15 protein-coding genes are annotated in these 17,808 nt (G+C 39.9%); 5 read left to right on the forward strand and 10 right to left on the reverse strand.

Features of this window, described 5'->3' with window-relative positions:
- Window positions 1–99: 99 nt before the first annotated feature.
- Entirely contained in the window at window positions 100–531 is a 432-nt protein-coding gene (locus D0T85_RS12350; RefSeq protein WP_163213644.1) for a nucleoside deaminase, read from the reverse strand.
- Window positions 528–761, reverse strand: coding sequence for a hypothetical protein (locus tag D0T85_RS12355; RefSeq protein ID WP_163213646.1), 234 nt, complete (start codon window positions 759–761; stop codon window positions 528–530). Before D0T85_RS12355 ends, D0T85_RS12350 begins: the two co-directional genes overlap by 4 nt.
- Before the next feature lie 75 nt (window positions 762–836).
- Here D0T85_RS12355 and D0T85_RS12360 point away from each other — a divergent pair, with 75 nt between their 5' ends.
- From D0T85_RS12360 to D0T85_RS12375, 4 genes are read left to right on the forward strand one after another with little or no spacing between them, the layout of a single operon-like run.
- Entirely contained in the window at window positions 837–1,202 is a 366-nt protein-coding gene (locus D0T85_RS12360; protein ID WP_163213648.1) for a YraN family protein, read from the forward strand.
- Window positions 1,203–1,221: 19 nt separating this feature from the next.
- Complete coding sequence (locus tag D0T85_RS12365) at window positions 1,222–1,959, forward strand: biotin--[acetyl-CoA-carboxylase] ligase (protein ID WP_163213650.1); 738 nt, start codon at window positions 1,222–1,224, stop codon at window positions 1,957–1,959.
- On the forward strand, window positions 1,959–3,386 hold the full coding sequence (locus D0T85_RS12370) for a DUF4241 domain-containing protein (RefSeq protein ID WP_163213652.1): 1,428 nt from the start codon (window positions 1,959–1,961) through the stop codon (window positions 3,384–3,386). Before D0T85_RS12365 ends, D0T85_RS12370 begins: the two co-directional genes overlap by 1 nt.
- Window positions 3,383–6,160: a DUF6493 family protein gene (locus D0T85_RS12375; RefSeq protein ID WP_163213654.1), complete on the forward strand. Its 2,778-nt coding sequence runs from the start codon at window positions 3,383–3,385 to the stop codon at window positions 6,158–6,160. The genes D0T85_RS12370 and D0T85_RS12375 overlap by 4 nt, the downstream gene beginning before the upstream one ends.
- Before the next feature lie 118 nt (window positions 6,161–6,278).
- On the opposite strand, the gene D0T85_RS12380 is transcribed toward D0T85_RS12375, so the two are convergent.
- The 7 genes from D0T85_RS12380 to D0T85_RS12410 form a co-directional block, all read right to left on the reverse strand.
- Window positions 6,279–6,575: a DUF4127 family protein gene (locus D0T85_RS12380; protein WP_163213656.1), complete on the reverse strand. Its 297-nt coding sequence runs from the start codon at window positions 6,573–6,575 to the stop codon at window positions 6,279–6,281.
- A gap of 60 nt (window positions 6,576–6,635) precedes the next feature.
- Window positions 6,636–11,534, reverse strand: coding sequence for a DNA repair ATPase (locus D0T85_RS12385; protein ID WP_203558471.1), 4,899 nt, complete (start codon window positions 11,532–11,534; stop codon window positions 6,636–6,638).
- Window positions 11,535–11,616: 82 nt separating this feature from the next.
- Complete coding sequence (locus tag D0T85_RS12390) at window positions 11,617–11,985, reverse strand: endonuclease domain-containing protein (RefSeq protein ID WP_163213658.1); 369 nt, start codon at window positions 11,983–11,985, stop codon at window positions 11,617–11,619.
- Between the two features lie 98 nt (window positions 11,986–12,083).
- On the reverse strand, window positions 12,084–14,270 hold the full coding sequence (locus tag D0T85_RS12395; protein ID WP_163213660.1) for a flotillin family protein: 2,187 nt from the start codon (window positions 14,268–14,270) through the stop codon (window positions 12,084–12,086).
- Window positions 14,271–14,344: 74 nt separating this feature from the next.
- A complete protein-coding gene (locus D0T85_RS12400) occupies window positions 14,345–15,043 on the reverse strand; it encodes an OB-fold-containig protein (RefSeq protein ID WP_163213662.1) in 699 nt (232 codons plus the stop codon).
- A gap of 88 nt (window positions 15,044–15,131) precedes the next feature.
- Window positions 15,132–15,836 (reverse strand): PspA/IM30 family protein, encoded by a 705-nt coding sequence (locus tag D0T85_RS12405; RefSeq protein ID WP_163213664.1) that lies wholly within the window; start codon window positions 15,834–15,836, stop codon window positions 15,132–15,134.
- A 107-nt stretch (window positions 15,837–15,943) separates the two neighbouring features.
- Window positions 15,944–16,333 carry a YbjN domain-containing protein gene (locus D0T85_RS12410; RefSeq protein ID WP_163213666.1) on the reverse strand — a complete coding sequence of 130 codons (390 nt, stop codon included), beginning with the start codon at window positions 16,331–16,333 and terminating at the stop codon, window positions 15,944–15,946.
- 198 nt (window positions 16,334–16,531) lie between these two features.
- On the opposite strand from D0T85_RS12410, the gene D0T85_RS12415 reads away from it, so the two are divergent.
- Window positions 16,532–17,212 (forward strand): helix-turn-helix domain-containing protein, encoded by a 681-nt coding sequence (locus D0T85_RS12415; RefSeq protein WP_163213668.1) that lies wholly within the window; start codon window positions 16,532–16,534, stop codon window positions 17,210–17,212.
- On the opposite strand, the gene D0T85_RS12420 is transcribed toward D0T85_RS12415, so the two are convergent.
- Complete coding sequence (locus tag D0T85_RS12420; protein ID WP_163213670.1) at window positions 17,194–17,532, reverse strand: hypothetical protein; 339 nt, start codon at window positions 17,530–17,532, stop codon at window positions 17,194–17,196. The two genes, D0T85_RS12415 and D0T85_RS12420, sit on opposite strands and share 19 nt — an antisense overlap.
- Between the last annotated feature and the right edge of the window lie 276 nt (window positions 17,533–17,808).

Consider the following 17,808-nt stretch of genomic DNA (forward strand, 5'->3'; position numbering starts at 1 on the left):
AAAGTATCTTAGGCGAGATACAAAAGTATCTTAGGCAAGATACAAAAGTATCTTCGGTGAGATACAAAAGTATCTTCGGTGAGATACAGACGCAATGAATTATCTCCGCGCCTTAAAAAACTCCTTCATTCGCCGACTACATTCATCGGCCAGTACCCCCTGAACCACTTCTGTTTTAGGATGCAAAGCATCCGGTGCAAACCGTTGATACCCTCTTTTTTCATCGGCAGCCCCAAAAACAAGCCGGCTTACTTGTGCCCAACCAATTGCTCCGGCACACATAACACAAGGTTCAACAGTAACATAGATGGTACAGTTGGTTAAATATTTTCCTCCCAATACATTTGCGGCAGCAGTAATAGATTGCATTTCGGCATGAGCGGTAACATCGTTTAATGTTTCGGTAAGGTTATGCCCTCTGGCAATAATGCGTCCATGGCTCACAATAATAACACCAACAGGAATTTCGCCTTTCTCGGCAGCCTTATCTGCTTCGATAAGGGCTTGTTTCATAAATGAAATGTCATTCATCTTCTCATATCGTGTTCGTTGAAAAGGGTAGGGTAGTCCTCTTCCATTTTTCTCATAACAGAAGCAAGAAGAGTTTCGCGCATCCAACGCGACCGGTTGGAAATTTTATACTTTTCCAGATAGCGTTCTATAATACGCAGTTCTTCTTCAGTCAGTAAACATGTCATCTTTTGCTGACGTTTTGGCTCATTAACAGAGACTCTGACACAATTTTTATCCCTTTTCTTCATAATTCTCTGCAAAATTACTTTTACTTATGTAATAACAAAAAATAAAAAGTGTATTTTTGTGAGAAAACAAACAAAATGGCAGAGCATAACGAACTTGGTGAAGCTGGAGAAAATGCAGCAGTGTCATATCTTGAGGATAATGGTTATGTTATCCGGCATCGAAATTGGCACAGAGGACATCTGGAGCTGGACATTGTAGCTGCAAAAGATAATGAACTGGTTATAGTTGAAGTAAAAACCCGGCAAAACACAAACTACTCATTACCACAAGATGCAGTGAATATGCAAAAAGTAAAAAAGATAGTTCAGGCTACCGATGCATATATAAAGATATTTAGGATTGATGCTCCTGTTCGGTTCGATATTATCAGTGTAGTTGGGCAGGAAGGTAACTTTAAAATAGATCATATAGAAGAGGCTTTTTATCCCCCAATGTTTTAATAAGTTGAAAATTGAAATCATGACACCACATACTTATCAGGAATATGTAGACGAAACAAACTCTACCAATAACTATCTTCAGGAATTACTTAAAAAAGGGCCACTACCAGCATTCAGCTCGGTTATTGCTGGTTTTCAAACTGCCGGAAAAGGGCAACGGGGCAACCATTGGATATCCGAAAAAGACAAAAACCTGTTGTGTAGTATCTATGTTAAACCTGATTTTCTTGAAGTAAGCAAACAATTCTATCTATCTAAAATTGCAGCTTTGGCAATAAGGCACAGCCTCAATATGTTTGTTGATGGTATTACAATAAAATGGCCAAACGATATCTACTGGAAAAATAAAAAGATATGTGGTATATTAATAGAAAACGATATTCAGGGAGCCGAGATAAAGCAAAGTATTATTGGGGTTGGATTAAATATTAATCAAGAAAGTTTCGATAGCTCACTCCCCAACCCGGTATCGCTTTTTAATATCACTAATCATGTTTTCGGAATAAAAGATATGCTTAAAGATGTAATAGAGCATCTGCAATACTACTATGATATTCTGAAACAAAGAAGAAACGAAATAGACGAAACATATTACAGCATGCTTTACCGCAATGATGGTTATTATCCATACCGTGATGCCGAAGGAACATTCTCTGCCCGTATTGTAGAGGTACTTCCCGAAGGCTTTTTGGTGTTAGAAGATGAACAAGGAAAACGCAGGCAGTATGCTTTTAAAGAAGTGGAGTATTTGATTTAATGAAAACCGATTTAGAGAGAAACAGGGAAATTATTATAAACTACCAGTTTCACATTCCTGAAACCTATTGTACTACCGAACCACTACCCAATTTGGTATCGAGACATTTTCATGGCGGATGCGAGAAAATTCGCAGAGGTAGAATTGAAGAAGGAATGGACGAATTGTTAAAGATGGGTCAAAGATATTACCCTCTAACAACGTATGTGTTTGCCCAGTTGGTTGCCTATTTTACCAAAGACTGGAACAGAGTGATGAATCTACTGGTATTTGCATTTGGTGATAGCAGGTATTATCATCTTATGAAATCTATTTGGGAAAGAGAACACGAGTTCGATTGGCTACTTGTGAGTGTTGCTGCTACTAAAACAAAGAGAACCGATGAGGCCAAGAAAATCCTGGCTTACCTTGAAAGCATGAATCGCACTAAGGTAAAGAAGAATAAAATTACAACTGCCGACCACTATCTGGCATTAAGAAAATCCATGTACGATATTGAAATGAGACTTTGGAGGGCTTACGATGAATGTAAAACCGAAGTCTATTATCAGCAAGATTATTGTGACATGGCTTATAGTTTCATAAAAATAGGAGAGAAAGAAAAGGCTGCCGAGATGTTTTTGAAATGGACAGATTGGTTTGTTGGTGCAATTAACTACAAAACGCTGAATGTAATTCCCTTTGATGCCTTTGTTGCGAACGAGTTTTATGAAATTGGCGATGATGCCTATATGAATTTGCATTGGGAACTATTTAAGCATTCGCGATTTGTGAAAATTGAAGAAGATGGTCCGCTGGATACCCGCCTGGCTACACCAAAACCCTGTCCCCAGATCAGGGGATTTAAAATTCACGGATTACTTGAATCTGCCTTTAATAAACCCAGATGTGTATGCAAGGGATGGGTCTTTGAAAAGCTGCTATTGGGAAAAATAAAAATATTTTCGGGTAAAATAGCTGTAGGCGATCCGCTTTATGTATCGTGCAACGAATTATATCCTCAGTTTCCCAAAGGGTCTTTTCCGGTAGAGCTGGCTCTGGCTAAACAATTTGGCGATACCCGGGTGGCATTGGCTCAAATTAGATTCAGTAACAAAGAAATAGCAACCTGGGATATAGCCATGACAGATGATTCTAAACCCAGACCCAGCTATTTGTATGGCTATAGTGTAGATATGGGTGCTGGCTTTTTTGCTGATGTCGAAACTTTTTGGGCCTATCAGCGTGAGGCTTCGCACAATGTAACATCGGGCATTCAGCGCGCACTGGAAACTAGCGGAAACACTGGTATTATACATCGAAATATGGCTGTATTCTCAACCGGTTTTGGCGAAGGCTTTTATGAAAGCTATATCGGAAAGGATAAGAATAACAATATAGTTTGTTTAATTACAGATTTCCAAATAGTAAAATGGAGGAGGGCATGAAACAAAAATTACTCGATATCTTGCAGGAAGAAAAAATAGACGATATTATCCCCTTTCTTAAATCACTAATCGGCGAGGAACGCAAAAAACTATCTCTTGTAATAAAGGAACGGATAAAATATTATTCTACTTACGAATATAAAAACAAACGTTCAACTATAAATGGTACCCATACACAATTTGCCATAGCTTCGATAGCTGCATTTGTTTGTTTTAGCTTTGCCGATTATAAACGCAACCGGGTACAAATTAGCAACCGGGTGCAAATTAGTCATTTAAGTAGTGGCTTTATAAAGTTTCATGAATACTCGCAACAGGATTTGATAGAACGAATCCGGATAGACGATATACTGGAATGGTATTGCCCCGATTGGATGAGCGAATTTATAAACAGCAACCACACCAATCCGCAATGGAGGGATTTTACCTATGAAGAAATCATGCGGTGGTATAAAAAGGGATACATAACCCTTACGCCCGAACTGATTACTACCACATTGCAGGCACATCCCTTTGTGTTTTTCAGGCACGAAACGCCCATGCATTCAATGAGGGTAGAAAAACTATTAGAGTATCCCGAAACACTTTCGGAACATATCTGGTTGTTATTCTCTTATCCAACCAGTATTAACTATAACTATTATGGGCTTGAGAACGAGGATGATAACTGGAGTAAGATTTTCAGGCAGTTAGCTTTGCAAGGCCATTTGGATAGGTTACGATTACTAAAAGAGTGTTTGCTTACTGCAAATGGTAATTTCAATAAGAATCAAATAGGTTGGTTTGTTGAGCTTTTCGATGCTTTACAGCCAACTACCAAAGAACTTCTTTCCCTGCAACCGGAACTGTTTCAGGTGCTAACTTCACCACAAAGCAAACCTATAAACAATGCATTGAGTTGTATAAAGAATCTCTCTAAAGAGTCATCTTTTCTTGCTGATGAGTTTTTAACTCAGGTTCCGGTATTGTTGGCTTCGAGCGTTAAAGCTGTGGTTAACAGTACAATTGCCATCTGTGAGAATCTGCTTAAAGAACGGCCGGAATTGAAAGAACCTGTCTGTCTGGCTTTGATTGATGGCTTTGTAAACAACGACGAAGGTATACAAAAGAAACTGGCAAAACTGATTGCCAAATACGGAACGAACAACATTGTAAGTCTTCCTCTTGCCGGATATACACAATACATACTATCATCGGTAAAGCCATTACTTTCTGGTTTCCTGGAAGCAATACCCGAGTCCGAAGTGGCTTCTGCACAAATCTTGGATGTGGAAGTGCAACCATTACCATCATTAATAAGTAGCGAAAACGAAATACCGGCTATAAGCAGCTTTGAAGATTACCTCTTCTTTGCCGGGCAGGTGTTTGACAACAATGAGCCCTGGCATGCATTTATGTTTCCGGTTTATGTGCAACAGTTCCATCCACAACTTACTGCTGAAAAGGTTGCCCAGTTAGAACCGGTATTCAAACAGGCTGTTAAATGCATTAATAACTGGAATCCTCAGATAGGTTTGGCCGATCGTACTACTGCTGCTTTCTTTGTAAGCTATGGTAAGCTACTGAATGAAAAGTTTCCCGGTGCCTCGGAATATCTGAAAACACTGTCAAAAGAAACAGACCTCAATATGAGTAATTGGGAGAAGAAGATTGAACACCCCGAACTGTACCCTCTTTATTTTCTTCTTTTAAAAACGTTAGATAGTATTCGCAAAGAAACTTCTTTCAATTTGCTGTCAACTCCTACGCATGCTCCATTGTGGATTGATCCTGTTGTACTGGTACAACGTTTACAGGTGTATCAGCAAAATAATCAAATGCCTTACCGGTTAGATATGCAACAGGCCATACAGCGTTGTGCACAGGATAATACCAATGAGGCCTTTAAACTGGCACAGCAAACATTAACAGGAGAGGTGCGCGATGTACTTGTTTATCTTTTCGACCCCGCTGTTGAAGCACCTACCAAAGTAAAGCATCCCGAATGGTGGCTATGTGCTGCTTTAAATAAACACCCACATACGTTGCCTCAGCAATTTACTCAATGGGGATTCGGGCCAACTTTGGGTATTGGCGGCATTCCTACCGAATATATAACCGGCAATTTTAAATGGGTTGTAGAGGAACTTACCAGCAATTTAAAATGGGTTGAGGATGATTATAGAACTATAATCTTGCGTTTAAAACTTCCTACTTATAACGTTAAGAAACACAATGAAAGTACATTTGTATCCGAGTATGCTTATGCTATGCATCGCAGTCGTTTTCTTTGGGCTGGCGATGTTGAAAGGTTAATAGTATCAAATCCTTATAATCCGGATGCAATAATTGGAGCCTACATACGGAATATCCGTGTTTATAATTCTATGGATATGGGCGAGAAGGGCAGTTTGGTAAATGCACTTAGTACATTAATAAAGCTTCGTTTGCCTCTTTCGGAAATGGGTTATCTGTTATTGGCACTCTCGTTCTTTGCTCCGGCAAAAGAAATCAAGGATTATGCAGCTTCTCTTTGGATGGAACAGGTGCAATATAATCTGATAGATAATGTATATCTGGGAAAGAATATGGCAGAACTACTGCATACCAAGTGGCTGCCCTTAAAACGATTTATTGATTTGCTTGAAGGTAATATGCTTAATATCAGTACGCTGCATAACAAAGCGTTGATAGAACTATTAACATCTTTCTTAGCCCGGATTGGAGAGAAGAAACTAACCAATCTTAAGAAACTGAGAGAGGTTTATAGTGAGTTGACGTCTGGGCTGAATTAAGTTTCAAAATAGGCCAACGGCCTAATAGCTTCTAGCGTAGGCCAACGGCCTACGTGAGGGATACCGCATGGTTACGAGGCTGTAAGCCTCGGAGCTAGAAGCTATAAGGTCGTTGGCCTTATAAAACTGTGCAGATTTTTAAAATAACCCACACTACAATAACTGCTACAACAATAATTCCCAAAGCAATAAGCATCATACTGTTGGTTTGCTGTTTCTTGAATTGCTTATATTCTTTTATTTCAGCCATAATACGCTCTTGCTCCTCAACTGTTAAATTGGAATCGTCGCCAGATAACGTGCCTTCAACTAGTTTTTTGTATAGTTCACGGTTTCTTTCACGGCGTATCTTTTGCAGTTTTCGGTTATCTGCAAGGCGTCGTATCATGTCCAACGAATGTCCTTCACCTCCCATAGCTTATAGAATTTAACTTTAACTCCTTTAACTCCTAGCGAAGCGATAACTCCTTCCATTCTATTTTTTAGTTATTGCTTTGCGTATACCTTCCAGATTATCATTAAACTCAGCCAATTGAATTAGCACCTGTCCTGTTTGATTTTCCTTATCAATACTTCCGAATTTGTTATTCTTGTTGAACACAGTTTTAATATGTTCCCAACGTTCGCTATCGGCATCAGATAATAATTCTGCTATTTCTTTCAGCTTAAGCAGGTTTGCTTCACTGTCGGCAGTTAGTGTTTGGGCTTCGCTTTCGTAATGATTAAGGACTAAGGTTGTAACCTCGTTTTTATTCATTAAAGGTACCAACTGACTAATCATTTTATTCATGTCGCGGTACGAACCTTGCAATTTAAATGAAGGTTCTGTGCGGTACGAATCCTGCATGGCTGCACTGGCTATATAGTTTTGATTAACTTTCAGTACTACATTGCGCACCATTAAACTGTTGCGGATTACAGCAACAAAATCGTCAATATCCTGTGTGGTATGGTTGGCCTCGAGGTCGGGCATCATATCACTTCCCGATTCAACATACTCAACAAGGTTGTAGAAGTCGTTGAAACTCTTTCCGGCTACCTTCTGGATATAAGGATTCTCAACAATCGCATTCTCCAATAAACTAAGTTTAAACAAATTAGCCGAATCACCAATTACATCTCCCAGGTTGTACACATCGGCACGGTTGGCAAGCATATCGGGTATCTGGAACTTCTCACCGCTTTCGGTGTAAGGGTTACCAGCCATAATGATACAGAAACGTTTACCACGCAAATCGTAAGTTTTGCTTTCCCCATCGAATATACCATCCATTTTACGCTGGCCATCGGCAAGTGAAATAAACTTCTGAAGGAACTCGGCACTACAGTGCTGAATATCATCGAGGTATAACATTACGTTATCCGCCATCTCGAAAGATAGGTTGATCTTCTTTAATTCCTCGCGAGCGCCTGATGTTTTAGCTTCGGCAGGGTCTATGGAAGTAATGGAATGTCCGATTGTAGGTCCGTTGATTTTCACAAAGTTCAGTCCCATGATGTTTGCCAGATACTCCATAAGTGTTGTTTTACCATATCCCGGAGGCGATAAAAGCAGCAACATACCCATACGGGCGGTACGTTTGTTGTCGCCGGCAACTCCCATCTGTTTAGCCAGGTTGGCACCAATAAGTGGCAGGTAAACCTGGTTGATAAGCTTGTTACGTACAAAAGAAGTAAGCACACGTGGCTTGAGCTCGTTGATTTTAAGTGATCTGCGGTAGTTGGCAATAACACTTTCTTTCAACTCATTGAACTCAGTAAAGCGGGGTACACTGGTTTCTACAAAGTAGTTCATCTTTTGCTTGAAACGATGGAAGTCTATTTTGTACTCGTTATTCACAATAACCGGATGCGAGCCGCGAAGGTCGCTCACCTCAATAAGATCCGGACTTTTACGTAACTCGAATGTATAATCTTTCAGCATTAACTGGCAAGCAGTTTCGCCGGTGTATTTTTTATATTTTTCATATTCGGGCGATAGGCTGATAAAGGATGACAACCAGTTGCGTGTAAGTAAAAAACGTTCGACTGTGGTGAATGATTTATCTGCTAAATCGGCCTCGAAGTTTGAAGTCAGCTTCTGGGTGCGCAAGTAAGAGAGAAATTCTTCTTTGAAACTCTTGGACTGCTCTGTTATGGTGAATGAGTTGGCATCGGCCAGTTCAAGGAACAGATACATGGCAATTCTTTCCGGAAAAATCTTTTCGGAATTGAAATAGGTATTCCAGTCGCAATAATTCTTCTGGATACTTTGAATTACATATTGGTAGTTTTTCGAAGCCGGAAATGCTTTTAATACATGATTGGCCGAAGTGATAAGCCCCTTCAACAGGTCTTTTTCTTCCTGCGGAATACTGTACCAGAACAATTGTGCAGCAACACGCTCTTGCGGACGGAAGGAGAGAACTCCCAGTTGGCCGTGAATAGTGTATAGTGCATTGTAGATGGCTATAGCATCAAAATCATGAACTCCTTTCAGATAGGATTCGGAATAACTTTGCTCTATCTTTTTGGATATGAAGGCATTTACATCAAAGTTTTTTTGCTTTTGTTGTTCGCGGAAAGCCAGGTAAGCCAGGTATTCGGCACGGTACACCAAACGATTCTCGGAAACCACTTCCTGATCCCAGATGCTATGATAACGATTTATTTCCTCGTTCTTCATTTCCTGATAGAAATTGGTTCCGGTAAGGTGGAAGAACAACTTATCATCCCGGCGTACCACAGTTAAGTCGAGCGATTGCTTGTTTACGGCAAATTTGTATGTACCCAGTGAGATGATATTCTCGCCATCGGCAAACAGTTCCGATTTATCTTTCAATATACGAAGGGCATCTTCGTACGATGTTTTAAGATTGTTTTCCAGATTTTCCGCTTTCGATACATCACCCAACTGACGAAGATCTTCCGACAGTTTGCGTACCTTATCTACCATCAGGTCGGTAGAGTAGAATACCTGTATGTCTTCGCGCGTTTTAAAGGTCTGGGCTTTGTTTTCGATGTTCTTAAGAACCCGTAACCCAATTTGTTCCAGTGAAGAGGTACGGCGGTTTATCTGTTCAATAAGCTGAGCTTTCTTGCCATCGAAGGCTTTAATAACTTCGTTTCGCTTATCGGCAATAATAAGAATAAATTCATCAAAGTCGGCAAACTTACTTTCCAGTTCTTCAATCTGTACACTTACTTTGGTGTAATATTCGTCGCAGCGTTCGGGCGAGGTCGAAAGTTCCAGGTAGTTAACAATGCTTTGTTCAAGCAATGTTAGCTGTGCACGGAATTCGGCAATAGATTCTTTGCTTTTAAGTGAGTCTACCTTCTTTTTTAGTTGTGCCCGTACTTCGTTGAGCGAAGAAAAGATAAGCGATATCTTTTCAATAATCTTGGTTGTTTGGGTGGTATCGTCGATTTTCAGGCTATTGAGGATGTCAATCAGGAGTTCCAGCTCGGCTGATATTTTTTTGCAGTTTTCCTCAATAACCTGTGCATCGACAACTTTGGTTACTTCCTGCACCTGTGTTTTCTGCTCAACCACCATGTTTTCGTAGGGTAGGAGGGCTTCATCACCGAGCAGGAACTGAACCGTTTTATCAGAAAGGTCGACAGCCGTTTGCGATAGGGTTTCTTTCAGCTTGCCGATTTTTTCCATATCAATGTACCGAACATTGGCCAGTTCAATAACCTCTCCTTGCATGCTACGGGTTTCGGCCAGTAACTTAACAAGCTGGTCAAGTGTTTCGAAACGGGTACTTTTAATGTTGAAGAGTAGCTTGTTAACCTTCTCATCGGTGGTTTCCAGCACTTCGGCTGCATGCTTTTTCTGAGCTTTTACCTTCTCAAATTCGTCGATAGCAGTGTTGGCTACATCTTTTATTTGCTTTAAAGGTTCGGCCAGTATAAAGGTAGCCGGATCATTTACCCAGAAATAGGCATCGACTATATCGTTAGATTTCTTTACGATATCCTCGTAAAGTCCTTCGTAAGTATCTTCTTTATTAATCAGGTGGATAACGCTTTGGCATTCGGCCATGGCTTTTACAATGTCTTTATTACCTATTTTATAAAGTACATTGTCGCGCTTCTCATAATTCTCGACTAAAGCGCGCGAGTAAGGTGTGCGCCATATCTGTACCTGATGGTGGCGTGTTGCTTCCAGTTCCGAGCGGAAGAATATAAGTGTACCATCATTGTAAAGTGTGTGTCCACTACAAATTATCGGTGTTTCAACTTGTTGGTTGATGATGTTGTACGACATCAACACATATACATTCCGTTTATTTTGATAGAAGACGTATAGATAATCTTCCCCGTTAGGTGAGGCAATTTTACGGAAAAACTCCAGTCCGGTAAGGTCACTTTCGAATATTTTGTGCTCTCCGTTTTGCAGATAATAACCGTTGGGAAACATTACTCCATGATTGTCGGGCAAAAGTATTCCCGCATCATTAAGCATGGGTATGTTAACAACTTCTTTGGTACGTGTGTTAAACACATACGTACGGAAGTCTTCCTGATAAGGTTTAATGCGGATAAGGATAAGATTACCCAGATCGGCATAATAGTAATCGGCATCATCCAGTTGTTGGTCGCGGTTTTCTACAGGTTCGGCATAGATTCCTTTACCGGTTTGTGTATTATCCTCAATTTTGAAAGTAATGTCGCCACCTACTGCTTCAATAAACACTTTCTCGAGGATAGAAACATGTGGATGTGCTCCCAGTCGGCGGTCGTCGAGTGTAGTTTTGATCCACTTAAACTCATGTTGAGGTGCTTTAACTACCTCGTGTATGCTGCGGTCGTCCTGATAAATTAGTTTATCGCCTTTGATAAGCCATTTGAAAGCCTTTTGGTCTTCCATGTTCTTGCTTGTCTGGAAAATCATGTAGAGATAATTCTCCGTACAGCGGAATTTCGAGAAAATGGAATCGCGATAATATTTATATAGATTTTTATAGTCGGTTATAAAGGTTTCGTCCTCAATAAGTGTGAGGGGTTGAGGTACGAACTGATTGTTTTCGAACAGGTAAATACTGAAAACGTCGCTCAGTTGTATGTCGGAGCGCAGTCCGAAATGTACATTGTAACCAAAGATACAAAGGCCGGCAAATGCCATGATACCGCGTGCCTCGCAGTTGTTTTCTGTGTTGATGCGCTGGTTGGCAATGAGTGAAAATTCTGTTGAGGTGAATACTTCTTTTCGCGCTTCGTTCAGTGAGTTGAGGCGGGTTAAAAGTTCATCTTTTTGCGCTTGCAGGCGCTTGCGGATTATTTCATAAGTTCCTGCTTCGAGGGTTTCGGCAGGCTTTTTGGCTGTATCTTGCATATTGAATTCTTGTTGTTTTACTCCCCACTCCGCCCTTTGGGCACCGTGTGGCATTGTTTTTATTAATACCAATGCGGCATCGATTCCTCTCCCTTGAGGGGAGAGGTGCCCAAAGGGCGGAGTGGGGAGTAGAAAACTATAAATTGTTTTTCTTATCCCTATATTCTAATATCTCTGAAATAATCAGATCTAAATTCATAAACACAGTTTTATTCTCAAATCTCATAACTGTAATACCTGCTTCTTTCTGCAAATATTGTGTTCGGGCATCATCGTATTCTTCTGAATAGAAATGATTTTCACCATCCAGTTCAATGACTAATTGTAGTTCCGGGCAATAAAAATCTACAATATAAGAACCGAATCCTTGTTGTCTTCTGAATTTTAATCCTTCCAGCTGTTTGTTTCGCAGAAATTTCCATAAAGTGGTTTCAGCAGCTGTTGGCTCATTGCGTAGTTTCTTACGGAATGCTTTTTGGTCGTCTCTGTTGATTAGTTTGCCCATAGTATTTGTTTTTTAACTCCCCACTCCGCCCTTTGGGCACCTCTCCCCTCAAGGGAGAGGAATTCCATGCGGATTAAGGAGTTAAGTCAAATCGTAAATCAACCCAATTTCTGATTTGAAACTCCCATGGACTTAGCCATCTTCATCAGATTACCCAGGAAAGTTTTGTCTTCATCGCTCTTGCTGGCAAGCTGCATTTTCAGGATAAGTGCAGAAATAGTAAGATTCTTAATATCCTCTGTTGTTATGCCCGATTTAACAGCAAATTCGCGGATACGGTTCAGCAAATCGCCTTCGGATGAATCACCTAACAACGCATTCTTTATTTGGGTTGCGTTCTGGCTTTCGTTTACCAAACGGTCGAAGCCTTTTGCATTGGATATTTGTTTCACAATGTTTTCGAAGAACATGGTTTCTCCACCTACAATGTCGATATCGGCGTTCTTCAATGCTTCCGAAAGCACTTTTGCCTGTGCGTTGGCAATATCTTTTTGGATGTTGATTTGAGCCAGTTCCACATCTTTTTCTTTCTGAAGTGCCAGTTTGAACTCTTCGTGTTCTTTGCCCACGCCATCCAGTTTCTTCATTGCGGCAGCTTTTTCTTCAATACCCACAGCTTCGGCAAGCGCCTTTTCTTTGGTAACTTCGGCTTCCATTAAACCTTCTTTGCGTTTAGCTTCGGCTTTGGCTTCAATACCTGTAGCTTCGGCAAGCGAAGTTTTTTCAATAATACTTGCTTCACCAACGGCAGATGCAAGTGCTTTTTCTTTAGTAACTTCGGCTTCAACAAGACCTTCTTTCTTTTTGGCCTCTGCTTTAGCTTCAATACCAGTAGCTTCTGCACGAGCTTTTTTCTCAATTACATTGGCTTCGGTAGTACCTTGTAGTTCCAATGCTTCTGCTTTTGCTTTGATAATTTCTGCTTCGGCAAGTCCGAAAGTAGCATCTTCGCGAGCTTTGGCATCAGCCAGAATTTTACGAGCTTCAGCTTGTTTAGCCGAGGCTTCTTTCTGAGCTTCTGCATCAATCAGCAATTCTTTAGCCTTTTCTTCGGCAGCAAGTTTGGCAGCTTCTGCTTGCTTAACGGTCAGGATTAATTCTTGTTCAGCTTCTTGCGAGGCGGTTGTTATTCCTACTTGTTTCTTACGGTCTATTTCGCGGAAAGCTTCAATGTCCTTCACATTCTGTTGTTCTTCAACTACACCTTTTTCCAGTTGAACGCGTTCGCGGATAACATCTTGAATGTTCTTCTTTTCAATTTCAAGTACACGTTGTTTGTCGATTTCTGCCAGTGTAACAACTCTTTCGCGTTCGGTGCGCTCAAGGGCACGGTCTTTTTCAACACGTTCGGCCTCGATAGCTTCGGTGCGTTGTTTGTTTTTCTCAGCAATAATAATCTGGCGCAATTTATTTTCTTCCTGTATGGCCAGTGCCTCTTCAGTAGTGATGCGAACGGTTTCAGCTTTCAGGCGTTCTTCTTCGCGTACTTTCTGAATTTCGGCTTCTTCGCGTGCTTTGATGTTATCAATCTCGCGTCTTTGCTTTTCTTCTTTCTCGGCCAGTTGTCTTTCCAATTCAAGAATAGCTTCGCGTGCTTCTACATTTTGTTTTTTGATAACTTTCTCTTCCTCTCTGCGAATCAGATTCGATTTAACGTTCTGTGCAGCAGTGAGATCGGTTATCTTTTTGATACCTTCCGAATCGAGAATATTTTCTGTGCTTAAAAACTGTAGTTCGGTTTGTTCAAGGTAGTCAATTGCACAGTCGTCGAGTGCATAACCGTTCAGGTCGGTTCCGATGATGTTCATAATTTCATCGCGGAATTCGCGGCGGGCTTCGTACAGTTCAATAAAGTCGAACTTCTTACCTACGGTTTTTAGGGCTTCGGAGAATTTAGCTTCGAATATATCTTTCAAGGTCGAAATATCACTGGCGCGGGATGTACCAATGGACTGGGCCACATTAATAACATCGTTTACCGACTTGTTTACACGTACAAAGAATGCTACTTTGATATCTGCACGGATGTTGTCTTTACAAATAAGTCCATCATGCTGCATACGCTCAATCTGAACTTTCTTTAAAGAGATATCCATAATTTCCATTTTGTGGAAAACAGGTATCACGTACATACCTTTGTTGAATGCAACTTTAGTTCCGCCTACTCCGGTACGAACGATTGCTTTTCCCTGGGGGATTTTTTTGTAGAAAGTGGCTAACATTCCCAGCAGAACGAGAACAAAGAAAATCGCTGCTCCGGCTACAATAATAATAATTTGATCCATAGTCGTTTGTTTTATTTAATAGTTACGAGTTACAAGTTACAAGTTACGAGTTACGAGTGTAACCCGTAACTAATTTAAAAATTTCTTATACTAATTTCTTTACTTACCAGATAAATTTTCTGATCGTCCGTTTCATCGGCAATGATAATGGGATCTCCGTAGCTAATTGTTTCACCATCAATGCTGCGCACATTTAAACGGATAGGATTCTTGTCTACAACCACTTCGGCACACCCTACTTTATCGCCTTGAATACTGGATATCATTTTACCTCTTCTTCCCAGAAAATCAATGGCTTCTTCGCCGCGGTATCCTATCTCTTTGAAGAGTTTTACCAGTGGATTGGTTGTCCACCTTGTGAAAAATACTGCCAGAAACAACAGTGGTAAAAGTATCAGTAACGACCACGCTCCCCATGTAGTTACGTTTACCAGTTGGGTAGTTATTAGTGAACCTATCCAGGTAAAAAACTTCAGAGTTGATAATACCAGCATAAAGGGCACTCTACCTACATTCATAAAGTTAAGGAACTTCATGAAGAAACCGGGCTCATCGGTATCCAAACTGCTATCACTGTCTGCGTCTGTATCTGCATCAATGTCGGCATCTACATCTGCATCAACATCTACGTCGAAGTTTAAACCCAGGTCGAGGTCGTCCATTCCGGCTCCGCTAAGTAGGGTAAAGAGCCAGTAAAGAGCTAGTACTCCCATAATTACAGTCATCACTGCATTGGGAAGCGGGTGCATCAGGTTGTAGAAGAATTCGCTCATGTTAAACAAATATTGAAAGTAAGAAGGATATTATTAACACAATTAATAGTCCCAAAGATAGTATAAAAATATTAAGTTCCATTCTTGTTTATTCTATGCCGAGCCGCTTTTTGATCTCTTCGAGCTCTTGGTTTACTTTTTCTTTACCGCTATCGCCTATGGCCTTGTTTATCTCATCGTCGAGCGAAGTGTTCTGTGCAGCCATATTTCCATAAGCTTCGGCAAGTGCTTCTTCCTCTTCTACCTTTTCTTTCATCCGTTCGAGCATGCTTATGGTGCTGTTACTGTCGATACGAGCCATTTGTTTATTCACCTCTTTGGTGGCTTTGCTTACCCGTACTCTCGATTTCAATGTTTTTAATTCATTCTCCCATTTGGTGATATTGAATTTAAGCACATCTACATTCTTCTGGATTTCGTCGGCCGATTTTTCATGAATCAGTTGTTGCTCTTCCAGTACCTTAACTTCTTTTGTTAACCCATCTTTAAGAACCAATGCCTCTTTAGCCAATCGTTCGGCCTGTGCCATATCCAGTTCACCTTTTTGTGCTTTAGATAGTAGGAGAACTACTTTCTTTTCGTAATCTTCGGCTTCCGAAGCTTTCTTGTTCTTATCGTTTCGGGTTCGTATAGCTAGCGCTTTTACCTGAGCCAATGCTTCCATTGCTTTATCCAGGTCTTCTCTCATTTCGCGGATACCTTGTTCTGTCATGCAGATAGGATTTTCCATTTTATCGACTGCGGCATGCATTTCTGCCTGGCCAATTCTGAATAATCTTTTAAAAATGTTCATAATATCTAAGTTTTTGAGTTAGGTAAAGGTTAGGTAAAGTTAGGTAGAGTAGATAAAGAGTATAAAGTCTGCTACTTTACCTCCTCTACCTCACTTTACCTCCTTCTCTACTTTTTACTAAATTCAATTATTTGTTCGTAATACTCACTCAGTAGTAATCCCAGAGAATTTAATGCTCCTTCGAATTCGTTCATGTCGAGGTTTTCTATCTGCAGGGTGTAGCGGAAGATAACTTTCTTTCCTTCTTCGTCCAATACAAATGCTCCATGTATGATATCTCTGTTTTTTATTAACAAGGATTTTAGTATCTCTTTATCATCGCTTTTCAGCGTGAAAAGATATTGCTCAATAATAAGAATGGGAGGTGCTACTCCTATAATGAGGTTTTTTATACCATCATCTTCTCCGTCAATACAAAATATTCCTTCTTTTTGGTTTTGGTAAGATACGGAATATCCCAACTTTGCTATAAATGATTCAACTTTCTTGAAATACATAGTATTTAAGTTTTTAAGTTCTTAAGTTTATGAGTTTTGAGTTTTGCTTTTTGGGATTCCAAGTTATTCTATTTGTTTCAAATTCGATTAAAAACTCAAAACTCATAACTCAAAACTCAAAACTTTTAGCTAGCTTTGCAAAAGCTTTTAGCAAAAGTAGATAAATAATTTGATATTGCAAATAATTTTAGCAATTTTATGACTCAAATAGGAAAAAATATAAAGAAGATACGAAACATTAGAAGTCTGAGCCAACAATCCTTTGCTGACTTGTTCGGACTTACCAGAGGAAATATATCTTCTTATGAGGAGTTTCGGGCTGAGCCAAAAATTGATATGGTGATAAAGATTGCCAATTATTTTGGCATACCATTGGCCGACTTTATAGAAAAGGACTTATCGGTAAACCAGTTATTACATTATAATACAAAGCTGGTTTTAGAAACTGAGAAACTTAAAATAGCAGAACAGTTGGTTTCTATTCCTTTTGTACCTCTTATGTATCTAAAGGAATTTGCAATTCGGTATAAAGAAGACGATTTTTTATTAAAGCTGCCAAATATTTTAGTTCCGGGTGCTTCCCGTTTCCGGTTGCTTGCTTTAGAACTTGAAAATCCGGATGATTTGCCGGCAGGGTTGAATTACAAGCAAGGCGATGTGCTGATTTACGAAGAAGTGAATAAAGAAAATGTGCATCGCATTACCAATAAGCTTGGAATGCTTCTGGGTAACGAAGGCATGAAGTGGGGAATATACGAAGGTGCTGATAATGGGCAGATAAAACTTTCCTTGAATTCGTGGGTGGAATATCCATTCGATATGGATGATACCGAGCATCAGTATTGGGTGATGCGGGCTGTTTATTCTATAGTGAAGTGATTCGCTACAGAAGGATTCAGTATATTTTCGATATCTCCCTGTTTTAATATATCAGCAATAACCTTTTCAATACATTCTCGGGTCAATTCTTTCACAAATAAATCGGGAGGGGTTAAGTATAATCCGTTCAGATTATGTCCTTGTTCTTTATCCTGAAGAATGGCTGTGTTCAGAAACTTATATGTCCATACGTTAATGCCGTAATGCCTGCCATCGGGTAAATCAACATGAATATTGCAAAAATCATTCTCCAAGTCCGAGTTGGAATAGTCGACATGTTCAAATTCGAGCCATAGTTTGAAATTGCTATTTGTATCCATTTGTTTCGTTGTTATGCTATTCAGCCACACTTGAAGGACAAATTTAGATAAAATTATTCGATTTATACCATTCTATCCTGAATTATTCATATTCCAGAATGGAAGTAGTTAAAGGGAGTTATCAGGAGCTTCACGCCTTAGGAGTTATAGCTCTAATATACTTCAGAGCATCAAATAGGAATTGAATAAAAACACAGAGGTACTGTGTTGAATTCCAAATTAAATTAAATATTTTTTCTATCTTTGTCTCCGCCAAAGGAAGGCTTCATGCGATAC

Origin of the sequence: Bacteroides sp. 519 (assembly GCF_010500955.1) — a bacterium.
GTDB lineage: Bacteria > Bacteroidota > Bacteroidia > Bacteroidales > Bacteroidaceae > Bacteroides.

Coding starts and splice junctions, on each gene's coding strand:
- D0T85_RS12350 (WP_163213644.1), bottom strand. CDS start 531: ATGAATGACATTTCATTTATGAAACAAGCCCTTATCGAAGCAGATAAG.
- D0T85_RS12355 (WP_163213646.1), bottom strand. CDS start 761: ATGAAGAAAAGGGATAAAAATTGTGTCAGAGTCTCTGTTAATGAGCCA.
- D0T85_RS12360 (WP_163213648.1), top strand. CDS start 837: ATGGCAGAGCATAACGAACTTGGTGAAGCTGGAGAAAATGCAGCAGTG.
- D0T85_RS12365 (WP_163213650.1), top strand. CDS start 1,222: ATGACACCACATACTTATCAGGAATATGTAGACGAAACAAACTCTACC.
- D0T85_RS12370 (WP_163213652.1), top strand. CDS start 1,959: ATGAAAACCGATTTAGAGAGAAACAGGGAAATTATTATAAACTACCAG.
- D0T85_RS12375 (WP_163213654.1), top strand. CDS start 3,383: ATGAAACAAAAATTACTCGATATCTTGCAGGAAGAAAAAATAGACGAT.
- D0T85_RS12380 (WP_163213656.1), bottom strand. CDS start 6,575: ATGGGAGGTGAAGGACATTCGTTGGACATGATACGACGCCTTGCAGAT.
- D0T85_RS12385 (WP_203558471.1), bottom strand. CDS start 11,534: ATGCCACACGGTGCCCAAAGGGCGGAGTGGGGAGTAAAACAACAAGAA.
- D0T85_RS12390 (WP_163213658.1), bottom strand. CDS start 11,985: ATGGGCAAACTAATCAACAGAGACGACCAAAAAGCATTCCGTAAGAAA.
- D0T85_RS12395 (WP_163213660.1), bottom strand. CDS start 14,270: ATGGATCAAATTATTATTATTGTAGCCGGAGCAGCGATTTTCTTTGTT.
- D0T85_RS12400 (WP_163213662.1), bottom strand. CDS start 15,043: ATGAGCGAATTCTTCTACAACCTGATGCACCCGCTTCCCAATGCAGTG.
- D0T85_RS12405 (WP_163213664.1), bottom strand. CDS start 15,836: ATGAACATTTTTAAAAGATTATTCAGAATTGGCCAGGCAGAAATGCAT.
- D0T85_RS12410 (WP_163213666.1), bottom strand. CDS start 16,333: ATGTATTTCAAGAAAGTTGAATCATTTATAGCAAAGTTGGGATATTCC.
- D0T85_RS12415 (WP_163213668.1), top strand. CDS start 16,532: ATGACTCAAATAGGAAAAAATATAAAGAAGATACGAAACATTAGAAGT.
- D0T85_RS12420 (WP_163213670.1), bottom strand. CDS start 17,532: ATGGATACAAATAGCAATTTCAAACTATGGCTCGAATTTGAACATGTC.